Genomic DNA, 11,481 nt, shown 5'->3' with positions numbered 1-11,481 from the left:
TCCTATTCCGATATAATGAAAACTATTGATAGCAAGGGCTTGGCCGAGTGAGAGTGGGTAAAATATGATTGATATCAGTAAAATTGTTCAAGGGAAAAATTTAACCGAGATAGATGTTCAGCTTGTACAATATATCATTGAAAACATCGACACTGTTTTGCAAATGGGTGTACGGAAAATAGCAAAAGAAAATTTCACTTCTCCAGCGACTGTCATCCGCCTGTCCAAAAAATTAGGCTATACCGGATTTGTCGATATGTATTATCAGCTTCTCCCTCTTGTCAAAAAAGCAGATTTACCGCAAAGCGGCGTGTTGGAGAATTTTTTTGAAATTAGTGAGAAGGATTTCTTGGACCATAATTCGCTGGAAGATATCCAATCCTTTATACACAATGTATTAAACCTTAAGCAAAGCTATATTTTTATTTATGCCACTGGTTTTTCCGCTATTGCAGCAGAATACTTATATAAAAAATTATTGGTATTGGGCAGAAAAACTATTTTTGCAAGCGGAACTGATTCGGTTGGTGTTTTCGAAAATAATTTGGAAGATATCGGGGCCTTGGTCGTCATTTCTAAATCTGGTGAAACACAGCTAATCATCGATAAATTACAGGCAGCCAAAGAGCATCAGATTTTTACAGTGTCCTTTACAAAAGAAACAGACAATCGGATCGCTGAGCTTTCCGATTTGAATTTTAAAATCATTGATCACAGTAAACTGGACGATCGAAATATGCTGCCAAACAGCTTTTTTCCGAGTCTAATGCTGATGTTTGAATTTATCATCAAGCAGTATCTTGAAACTATTTTGACTAAAAAAGAAAACAGCGGGTGAAACGTGTTTCAATGTGTGAAACACGTTTTTTATCATGTTGAATCTATCGACTATGAAACGGTTACATTGTATTCTAAACCTGTCGACGAAAACGAATACAAAAAACAAAATACAGGAGGGGAAGGCAAAATGAAAGCGAAAGTCATGGATGGCATGCAGCGCTTTTCAAAAGCGATGTTCATTCCGGTACTTATTTTGCCGATTGCGGGTATTTTGATTGCCCTGGGGAACCTATTAACTAATCAAAGACTATTAGAAGTCATCCCATTTTTAAATAATCCGATTACGACCGGATTTGGAACGATCTTAACTGGATCATTGGTTTCGATTCTCGGTAACCTGGGACTTATTTTCTGTGTCGGGATTACAGTCGGTTTAGCGAAAAAAGAAAAAGCTGTTGCTGGATTCACCGCGTTGTTAGGCTACTTGGTGTTTGTCAACGCCATGAATAAATTTATGCAGCTGAGCGGGGTTCTTTATGAGGGAGAAACTTTGCAAGGAACTGGACAAACCCTTGTATTAGGTGTGCAAATCCTTGACATGGGTGTGTTCCTTGGACTAATCCTTGGTATTATCACCGCAATGGTTCACAACAAATTCATTGATACAGACTTTAAAGGCGCGTTTCAAATTTACGGCGGCTCACGATTTGTCTTTATCGTCCTGATCCCAGTCGTTGTGCTATTATCCATCGCTCTTACCTTCATTTGGCCGTATTTCCAAACTGGCATTAACAAGCTTGGAACACTGATCAACCACAGCGGAAGCTTCGGTATTTTCTTATACGGAGCATTGGAACGCTTGTTGATCCCAACTGGATTGCACCACCTAATTTACACACCATTCTTATACACAGAATTGGGCGGCAGTGCAGAAGTTGGCGGCAAAGTATTCGAAGGCGCAAGAAATATTTACTATGCGGAAATTGCCGATCCAAGCGTAAAAGAGCTTTCCCCAAGTGTTGTTTGGGATGCTCGCGGTATTTCCAAAATGTTTGGTTTAATAGGTGCTTGTTTAGCCATGTACCACACTGCCAAGCCTGAAAACAAAGCAAAGGTAAAAGCTATTTTAATTCCAGCTGCGGTTACTTCTTTTATCGCGGGTGTTACAGAACCAATTGAATTCTCATTCATGTTCGTTGCACCATTGTTATTTGTAGTTCACGCATGCTTAAGCGGTTTAGCGATGGTAACATTCCATCTATTTGATGTACGTGCAATCGGCCCGAACGGTATGATTGACTTCCTATTGTTCAACCTGCCACTTGGCATCCAAAAAACACACTGGCCAATGTATATCTTAATCGGTTTAATCTTCTTCGTGATTTATTATGTAGGCTTCCGCTTCTTGATTGTGAAATTTAACTTCAAAACAATCGGAAGAGAAGATGATGGAGGAGAAACAAAACTATATTCGAAGAACGATTATAAAGCAAAGAAAAGCGCTGGTAACGCAGGTACTTCCGCACCTCAAGGTAATCAGGGACTTGCTCCTGTGATCGTTGACGCGTTAGGCGGAGCAAGCAATATCAATACTGTAACTAATTGTTATACACGACTTCGTTTAACACTTGAGCATCCAGAGAGAGTGAACGAAGATGTCTTGAAAAAACAAACAGGTGCTAGTGGTGTCATTATTAAAGATAAAAATGTTCAGGTAGTCTATGGCTTACAAGTAAACAACATTCGACAAGCAGTTGACACCTACTTGGGATTAAACACAAACGAATAGAAATCTTTACAGAAATAAACATGTAACTACTAGAGAAACAGATTAGAAAGTAGAAGGGAATGGAGAACATGAAGAAATTTTCAGTAGTAATTGCAGGCGGAGGCAGCACCTATACACCGGGGATTGTAATGATGCTATTGGATAATCTAGACCGTTTCCCGCTTCGAAAATTAAAATTATATGATAACGACGAACAAAGACAAGCAGTCTTAGGAGAAGCACTTGCGATTGTCATGAAGGAAAATGCACCAGATATCGAGTACTCATTCACAACCGATCCAGAAGAAGCGTTCACCGATATTGATTTCTGCTTTGCCCATATTCGTACAGGAAAATATGAAATGCGCGAAAAAGATGAAAAAATTCCATTGAAGCATGGTGTTGTCGGCCAAGAAACCTGCGGACCTGGCGGAATCGCGTATGGAATGAGAAGCATTGGTGACATGATCGAGTTAATTGACATTATGGAAAAATATTCACCGGATGCTTGGATGTTAAACTATTCCAACCCTGCAGCCATCGTTGCAGAAGCCTGCCGCGTGCTTCGTCCAAATTCCAAGGTATTGAACATTTGTGATATGCCTGTCGGAACGCTGCGCAGAATGTCACATATCATTGGCAAAGAGCCAAAGGACTTGGAAGTACGTTATTTCGGATTAAACCACTTCGGCTGGTGGACAAGCGTTAAAGACAAAGAAGGGCATGAATACTTGCCGCAAATTCGTGATTATGTGGCTGAGAACGGCTATTTGACCCAAAAAGAAGTCGATACCCAGCATACAGACGCAAGCTGGCAGGAAACACATAAAAAGGCGAAGGATCTGTTAGCGGTAGATCCAAGATTCTTGCCTAACACCTATTTGAAATATTACTTCTACCCAGATTATGTGGTAGAACATTCTAATCCGGAATTCACACGGGCCAATGAAGTCATTGCCGGCAGAGAAAAGACGGTCTTTTCAACAGCAAGAAACATCATCGAAAGAGGTACAGCAGAAGGATGTGAATTTGAAATGGGCGCTCATGCTGTATTTATCGTCGACCTTGCTCGTGCCATTGCCTTCAACACGCACGAAAGAATGCTGTTAATCGTAGAAAACAATGGTGCTATTGCCAACTTTGATGACGATGCTATGGTTGAGGTTCCTTGTATTATTGGCAGCGACGGTCCAGAGCCATTAAGCCAAGGAAAGATTCCTGAATTCCAAAGAGCATTAATGTACCAGCAGGTAACAGTTGAAAAATTAGTCGTCCAAGCCTATATCGAAGGCAGCTACCAAAAATTATGGCAGGCACTTACCCTGTCAAAAACAGTACCTAGCGCCAAAGTAGCCAAAGAAATCCTCGACGACCTAATCGAAGCTAATAAAGCCTACTGGCCTGAGTTACACTAATAATAAAGCATGGAGACGTTTCTATTGCTTCACTTGTCTCCATGGGAGTAAATTAATAAGTGTTGAGGAAAAGGCGAAAAAAGCTTAGTGCTTTTTCGCCTTTTCCTACAGATAATTATACATATTGGAGGAGTACGGAATGTTTAAGAAGTTATTTGGAAAAAAAGAGTCAACAACGATGTCCCTCGTTTCACCGATTACTGGAAAAGTGATCAAAATTGAAGATGTTCCGGATCAGGTATTCAGCCAAAAAATGATCGGAGATGGAATTGCCGTTGAGCCTGCTGAAGGAGTGGTTGTGGCACCGATGGATGGCGAGATTGCGCAAATTTTTCCAACCAATCATGCTGTTGGAATTCGAAATAAAGATGGTTTGGAAATCCTTATCCATATCGGGATGGAAACTGTCGCGATGGGCGGAGAAGGCTTCGAAGGCCATGTTAAACAAGGTGACAAAGTAAAAGCAGGTGACAAGTTAGTTACATTTAACTTGGATTTGGTTAAGGAAAAAGCGGAAAGCACCATTTCACCTGTTGTAATTACGAATATGGATTCAGTGGACACCTTAACTAAAACAGAAGAAAGTTCTGTAACACGTGGGGAATCTGTTTTGCTGCAGGTGAAAATGAAGTAGAAAAAACATTCGGTGTTATTTAAGCTATTTTCAGTGATATTTCCTAATTAAGAGAAATTTCTCCGCTTATTTATCAAACTGTTTTAGCGTCTAATGACTTGTACAACATACGGAGTAGTAAGTAATAAAAGATAATACAAAAAAGGCTTAAAGATGAAAATATCTCTAAGCCTTTTTGACTGTGAAAATATCCTTTGATTTATTTTGTTAAATTTATGTGACTTGCTACCTGATTAGGTCTGTGAATTAACGTTCTGCACCCCATAAGTAAGCGAATTTTGCCATATTTTATTTCCTCCAAAGTTTATTTTGATTCGATACAAATAAAAAGATACGACCTAAACCTAAGTTGAGGTCATATAGATGATAATAGTTTTTATCAAGGAAAACTTTTTGTGTTAAGGAAACTTTTTAGAGGAATGCAATAATATAAGAATAAAGGGAGTGATAATGGTGTTTCCATCTAAACGAATTAAGAAAAAAATCCTATTACATTCCTCCTTATGTAAAGTGTTAGGGATTATTAGTGACCAAGAATATAATACAATTGTAAACAATAACAGTTTTCATGAACATTAATTATAGATGTAAAGAACACTATGGCCGCTTTTTATTCAGCGTACAATTTAGGAGAGATAAAGAAGAGAGGTGGAAAATCCACCTCTCTTCAATGAAACTACTGTATCCAAAGTTTAAATAACCCTTCAGTTACCCCCAAGTTGTACATATAAAATATCCCAAACACGATACTAATCACGCCTGTTATTTGAGTAAGTGATCTATTCAGTCTAAATTTTTTTGAGCTGAAAACGAATGGAATTCCGATAATGGTGGTAAAGAAAAGCATCCCAATAATTGTTCCTGCACCGAATATAAGGATATAAATGGCAGCTTCCCAAACACTATTAACTGTACTCATGGTTAGAAGAACCATCGCTCCGCTTCCAGCAAGACCGTGAATTAAGCCAATCACCATGGATTTTAAGTATGAGACATTTTTATGTTTATGTTTATGCCCGTGTTTGCCCATATGAGTATGAGAGTGAACATGTTTATGTTCTTCTCCATCGTGTTTATGCTGATGCAGGTGGATATTTTTAATGGATAGGAATGTTGAAACTCCAAGATAAACAAGCATTATTCCTACTAAAAACTCTAATGACATAGCCCATTTTTCAGGTATTTCGCCTTTCATTAGAATAATAATAATCCCGATAATAAATAATGTAGCAGTATGACCAATCCCCCAGAACACTCCGGCTAAAGACGAACGTAATAATTTTTTACTTTGACTGGCAATGGTAGATACAGCTATCACATGGTCTGGTTCTATCGCATGCTTGATACCAAGCACAAATCCCAGAGTAAGAACCGATAAAAATCCTACCTCCATTAAATAACCTCCTTGAAAAATAGAAAAAAAGCAAAAACCATACATTTATAAGTTTGATGGAATTTAACAAAAGAATATAGAATGGTTATAGCATTATTCAATAATATCATAGAATGTGTTATCTTTATTGCTAAAATTATAAAAACCATGGAATAAGATTAAAAGAGGGAGAGGTTGTCAATGACGATGATCCAAAACAGAAAATTACATATTTTAAATGGACTAGCTATGTATAATTTTTACAAAAAGACAAATTTTCTTGAACATGAATGGATGGTCCCCTTTAATGAGGCGATGTGTTATGGAAACACTAGTCTTAATCTGTTTTCAAATGAATTCATTGAAATACGTGCGAAGGTCCATAAAGTAACGCCGAAACAATACACTGAACATACACTAACCCCATTGGAGCCTTTTTTTTACGGAAAATATACGAGTATAGCCTTATGGTTTGATGCCGATATGTTTTGTCAAATCAATATTCTTACCATTCTTGCTTGGTTAGACCAGTCTAAGTATTCTGGTGCGATTGAGCTTAATATAGTCGGAGAACAGTTTAAGCCAGTGAGCCATTTTACCATCAAGGCTGAAGGATATTATGCCATTTACAAACAAGTATTGATTGATAAAACTATGCCTGAAAATATCTACCTAGAACCATTAAAGAAGGGGATAGAGATGTATTTGAGTTACCTTAATAAAGACAATGATCTTATGATGTATATTCAAAAGCACCAAGATGCTCCAGAGGAAGAACTTATGTTAGCTTTACTGAAAAAATTTAAAGATTATGGGTTAGGAGATACACAGTATTTGGAAATAATAAAATCTCAACGACAAAAATACTTATAAAAATCTATTTGGAGCAAGTTCTTAGAAACTTCTAATACACGTCTGCAAAACAACTTTAAAATAAGAAAAATGAAAGATAATGATCTGAGCTGAAAAAACATTGTTGATTATAATTAAGATAGATGTATCGAGATCCAAATTATTGAATCGCATGTGACTAACAATAATTACAAAGAGTTAGCCTAAAAGTTACAATTTAAGGAAAGGAAGATTTACAATGAAGAACTCTTTAAAAGAATATGCTGTGTCGTTTTTGCAATTGGTTGCGTCGGGAGAAGTGCGCGAAGCATACAGAAGGTATATTAGTCCGGATTTTCGCCATCATAATCCCTTTTTCCATGGAGATGCTGACTCGCTAATGCTCGCAATGGAGGAGAATGCTGTCCAGAATCCTAACAAAAGCCTAGAAGTAAAACGTGTCATTGAAGATGAGGAGATGGTTGTAGTATACTCCCATATAAAACAAAATCCTGATGACCTTGGGGGGGCTGTGGTCCATATATTCCGCTTTCATAACGACTCCATCGTTGAATTGTGGGATGTGGGTCAGCCCATACCGGAGAATTCTCCCAATGAAAATGGCGTGTTTTGAGTAGGATTCCTTCCCTAACTGTATACATATAAGAAAGACCATCCAAATGGATGGTCTTTTGGACATAGGGAACCCTATTGTACTGTTGCCAAAGTAAACCTATTCTGATTAAGTTTAATTCAAGCAGCCTAACCTTAATCCATATTAACAAAAACACTTTTCACTTCAGTATAGGCATCAAGTGCATAAGATCCCATTTCACGTCCCGTTCCGGACTGCTTGAATCCACCAAATGGCGCTGCTGCATCTACAGCATTATAACTATTCACCCAGACCGTACCAGCTTGTAATTTACTAGCCACATAATGGGCATTGCGAACATTCTCAGTCCAAACGGCTGCAGCAAGACCATAAGCAGTGTTATTGGCACGTTTGATCACTTCATCTAAATCGTCAAACGGCATGGCAACAAGGACGGGACCAAAAATTTCTTCCCTTGCAATGGTCATATTGTCTTCAACAGCTGAGAATATCGTCGGCTCAACAAAGTAGCCACTATCGAATGGATTTCTTCCTCCCGTTAACATTTCAGCCCCTTCTTGTTGTCCTTTTTCAATATAGCTCATCACGCGATTTTGCTGTTTTTCCGTTACAAGTGGTCCCATTTGCGTATTCGTATCTAGGCCCGGGCCTTGTTTTATACTTTTTGAATAGGAGACAAGGTCAGCTACGACATTATCATACGCTTTCTTTTGGACAAACAGACGTGAACCAGCAGTGCAAACTTGTCCTTGATTAAACATGATTCCCATCAGTGAACCAGGGATGGCTTTTGTCAAATCGGCATCTGGAAGAATAATATTAGGTGACTTACCACCAAGTTCCAATGTCACTCTTTTGATAGAGTCAGATGCAAGCCGCATAATCTGTTTTCCCACTACAGTTGAACCAGTAAAGGCGACTTTGTTAACCATTTCATGCCTTACCAGCGGTTCGCCTGCTGTAGGTCCAAACCCTGGAACAATATTGACCACTCCATCAGGGAAACCGGCTTCCTGTATTAACTTAGCTAAATACAAGGCCGACAGCGGCGTTTGCTCTGCTGGCTTTAATACAATTGTACAACCTGTCGCAAGTGCAGCTCCTAATTTCCAAGCAGCCATTAATAATGGAAAGTTCCAAGGAATAATTTGTCCGACTACACCTACAGGTTCATGCCTAGTATAGGTGAAAAAATTACCGTTTACCGGGATGGTTTGCCCAACGATCTTAGTTGACCAGCCAGCATAATATCGGAAGTGTTCAATAGCTGTCGGGACATCAAAGAATTTAGATTCATTAATAGGTTTTCCATTGTCCAATGTTTCAAGTTGTGCGAGCTCTTCCAAATTCTCTTCCATTAGGTCGGCTAATTTATAAATGAGCCGGCTCCGATCTGCAGCAGTTAGCTTAGACCATGGGCCATTGTCAAATGCCTCCCGTGCAGCTTTTACTGCCCGATCAATATCTGCTTCTTGGGCTTCATATACGGTGGTAATGATTTCGCCGGTAGCCGGATTTTTGGTTTCAAATGTCTTTCCGCTTACTGATTCAACCCATTGCCCATTGATAAATAGTTTTTTAGTACCTTTAATATATTCTATTACCTTTTCTTTTAATACCAATGTTTGCTCCATTTATAACCTCCAATTTCTAGATTTTGTCATCCCTCATATTTCTTGGTAAATACGTTAATTCAAACAAGCTAGCTGTATCCACCTCCTTAACTTTTGTTAATGCAAAAAGCATGCCAAATGTAATTTATTAGGTAGTTCTTGTAATTTCATATATTAATTTTGTTATTGCTAAAGCGGATGCATTACTACAGAAAACAAAAAGGCTATTAATATGGGGAAATTAGAAATTTCAAAAATATTTGTTTCGGCAAGCACAAAATATCGGACAATTAAAATTTTGGTTCCATGTTACAATAACGAAACAGAATGTTTCATTTTTACTACGCTTAAAAATAAAAAATACTCGATTTCATGAGTAAAATACCTTCATCAGTTTATTAAAACTATAAAAAACAATAGAAATAGATAGGTATAAGAATGGATGTACTATATGTTTTTTTCTAAAACGACTTTTGGCACAATAGTTGCATATGTAAAGATACAAGGCATTGATTTTGAAAAACAAGGAGGATTAAAATTTGGTTAACCAAGAGACTACAAAAACCAGCGAGTTAGTGAATGATCATGAAGCATCTTACAAAAGGGACTTGGGATATTGGAACCCTACGTTAAGTTATTTAGCAGAAAAAGACCCGGAATTCTTTGAGATTTATAAAAAATTAGTAGCTACTCCTTACAAAAACAACATTCTCGACGCAAAGTCCCGGGAGTTAATTAATGTGGCATTAAGCTCAGCACCTACTAATTTAAGCAAAGATACACTCAGAATTCACATTGAAAACGCGATTAATCAAGGGGCTACTGAACAAGAAATCTTAGAAGTTTTTAAACTTGTGAGTGTGCTAGGTATGCATACCTGTGCTGTAGGGGTTCCTATTCTAGTTGAAGAAACGGGCGCCTTTGCGGATACAAAATTGAATGTACATCAGGAGGAGTTAAAGGAAAAGTTTATTCAAAAGATGGGCTACTGGCATTCATTCCGAGACACTCTGATATTAAATGATGAGCCCTTTTTTGAAAGTTATTATCAATTTCTGACAAACCCTTGGGAAAATGACATTCTAAGCCCGAAATTAAAGGAATTTATTTACATTGCCGTTGATATTGCCACTACACACTTATTTGCTGTTGGAACTAGGGTCCATATTCAGAGTGCCTTAAGACAAGGGGCGACATTTGAGGAAATTATGGAAGTTTTAAAGATAACCAGTGCTCAAGGTGTTGATACTTTTTATGCGGGAATTCCGATTTTAAGATCGGTGCTAGCTGAAAAGGGTAATAAATAAAACTATTTTATAGGGGGAAGGTATATGAAAAAACGAAATTTGATTATCTCCATTCTGTTACTGGCAGCAATTCTTTTAACAGCATGCGGCCAGGCAAAGGAATCGTCAACATCATCCAAGAGCTCCACAAAAGCAAGTAAAGATGTAATTGAAATAAACTACAATGATCTTGCTCCACCTACTCACCCATATACGAAACAAGTTGCCGAACCTTGGGCAGAATATGTTGAAAAGGAAACAAATGGAAGGATAAAAGTTCATGTTTTCCCAAGCTCAGCACTAGGAAAACCTGACACAGGTTATGATGATATCAGTGGTGACGTGTTTGATGTGGGACTTTTATATGCGAGTTCTGACAAAAATGATATCTTGTTCCCATTATCAATTGGAGACTTACCTTTTGCCATTCCTAACCCTGAAGTTTCGGTAAGTGTAATGAATAAATTTTACGATAAATTTATGAAAGATACATTCAAAGATGTTGTCTGGCTCGGTGCTTCATCTACAGATACAGCCCAGCTATATACTTCCGATCCTATCGAAACCGTAAAAGATATAAAGAATCGGAAAATAGTTAATAGCCTATATTCTAGAAATGAACTGATCAAAATGTGGGGAGCTGCCCCTGTATCAATTGATAACTCACAGTTATATGAATCGGTGGAAAAAGGTATGGCAGATGATATTATCTACAATACAACCGGCGCCATTGGGTTTAATTTAAATGAAGTGGCTCCATATATGACAAGGATTGATTTAGGGGTTTCCTCAAATGGATTGTTCCTAAATGCAAACGTATTCAATAAGATGCCAAAAGATCTTCAAACGTTATTTGTGGAAAAATTAGGTCCAAAACATCAAGAATTAATGTCAGAACTTTACATGAGCTCCATGCAAAATTCTATCAAAGAATTTGAAAATAGAGTGAAAGATAAAGGTGGAAAGGTAATCACACCGAGTAAGGAGGAATCAAATAAATTCAAAGCACCTGCGGAAAAATTGTGGGACAACTGGGTAGCGGAAGCAAATAAAAAGGGCTATCCTGGTGATGAAATGATGAAGTACTTTAAGCAGCTGTTAAAGGATGAGGGAGTAGAAATTCCATTTTAATAAAATAGAATAGAAGCTATTATGTAAAAAAGAAT

General features: G+C 37.8%; 10 protein-coding genes. 8 read left to right on the top strand and 2 right to left on the bottom strand.

What is annotated here, in order from left to right; translation table 11 throughout:
• Window positions 1-64 precede the first annotated feature (64 nt).
• From ACZ5AE_RS17880 to ACZ5AE_RS17865, 4 genes are all read left to right on the top strand, one after another.
• The gene (locus tag ACZ5AE_RS17880) at window positions 65-838 is read left to right on the top strand and encodes a MurR/RpiR family transcriptional regulator (RefSeq protein WP_464565959.1); all 774 of its coding nucleotides are present in this window, start codon (window positions 65-67) and stop codon (window positions 836-838) included.
• Between the two features lie 129 nt (window positions 839-967).
• Window positions 968-2,569 carry a PTS transporter subunit EIIC gene (locus ACZ5AE_RS17875; protein ID WP_464565958.1) on the top strand — a complete coding sequence of 534 codons (1,602 nt, stop codon included), beginning with the start codon at window positions 968-970 and terminating at the stop codon, window positions 2,567-2,569.
• A gap of 68 nt (window positions 2,570-2,637) precedes the next feature.
• Window positions 2,638-3,963 carry a 6-phospho-alpha-glucosidase gene (locus ACZ5AE_RS17870; RefSeq protein ID WP_464565957.1) on the top strand — a complete coding sequence of 442 codons (1,326 nt, stop codon included), beginning with the start codon at window positions 2,638-2,640 and terminating at the stop codon, window positions 3,961-3,963.
• Between the two features lie 139 nt (window positions 3,964-4,102).
• Window positions 4,103-4,597 carry a PTS sugar transporter subunit IIA gene (locus tag ACZ5AE_RS17865; protein WP_464565956.1) on the top strand — a complete coding sequence of 165 codons (495 nt, stop codon included), beginning with the start codon at window positions 4,103-4,105 and terminating at the stop codon, window positions 4,595-4,597.
• 676 nt (window positions 4,598-5,273) lie between these two features.
• Here the strand turns inward: ACZ5AE_RS17865 and ACZ5AE_RS17860 are convergent.
• Window positions 5,274-5,990: an urease accessory protein UreH domain-containing protein gene (locus tag ACZ5AE_RS17860; protein ID WP_464565955.1), complete on the bottom strand. Its 717-nt coding sequence runs from the start codon at window positions 5,988-5,990 to the stop codon at window positions 5,274-5,276.
• A 180-nt stretch (window positions 5,991-6,170) separates the two neighbouring features.
• Between ACZ5AE_RS17860 and ACZ5AE_RS17855 the strand changes: the two genes are divergently transcribed.
• Both ACZ5AE_RS17855 and ACZ5AE_RS17850 read left to right on the top strand, forming a co-directional pair.
• Complete coding sequence (locus ACZ5AE_RS17855) at window positions 6,171-6,842, top strand: AraC family transcriptional regulator (RefSeq protein ID WP_464565954.1); 672 nt, start codon at window positions 6,171-6,173, stop codon at window positions 6,840-6,842.
• A 217-nt stretch (window positions 6,843-7,059) separates the two neighbouring features.
• The gene (locus ACZ5AE_RS17850) at window positions 7,060-7,434 is read left to right on the top strand and encodes a nuclear transport factor 2 family protein (RefSeq protein WP_464565953.1); all 375 of its coding nucleotides are present in this window, start codon (window positions 7,060-7,062) and stop codon (window positions 7,432-7,434) included.
• Between the two features lie 134 nt (window positions 7,435-7,568).
• Here ACZ5AE_RS17850 and ACZ5AE_RS17845 read toward each other — a convergent pair whose 3' ends face one another.
• Window positions 7,569-9,050: an aldehyde dehydrogenase family protein gene (locus ACZ5AE_RS17845; protein WP_464565952.1), complete on the bottom strand. Its 1,482-nt coding sequence runs from the start codon at window positions 9,048-9,050 to the stop codon at window positions 7,569-7,571.
• Between the two features lie 518 nt (window positions 9,051-9,568).
• Here ACZ5AE_RS17845 and ACZ5AE_RS17840 point away from each other — a divergent pair.
• Entirely contained in the window at window positions 9,569-10,336 is a 768-nt protein-coding gene (locus ACZ5AE_RS17840; protein WP_464565951.1) for a carboxymuconolactone decarboxylase family protein, read from the top strand.
• Between the two features lie 24 nt (window positions 10,337-10,360).
• Window positions 10,361-11,446 carry a TRAP transporter substrate-binding protein DctP gene (gene dctP, locus ACZ5AE_RS17835; RefSeq protein ID WP_464565950.1) on the top strand — a complete coding sequence of 362 codons (1,086 nt, stop codon included), beginning with the start codon at window positions 10,361-10,363 and terminating at the stop codon, window positions 11,444-11,446.
• Window positions 11,447-11,481: the final 35 nt, after the last annotated feature.

Source organism: Neobacillus sp. S1227, assembly GCF_055385255.1.
The sequence above is the reverse complement of the archived record's forward strand: the minus strand, read 5'-3'. Positions and strand labels throughout refer to the sequence as shown.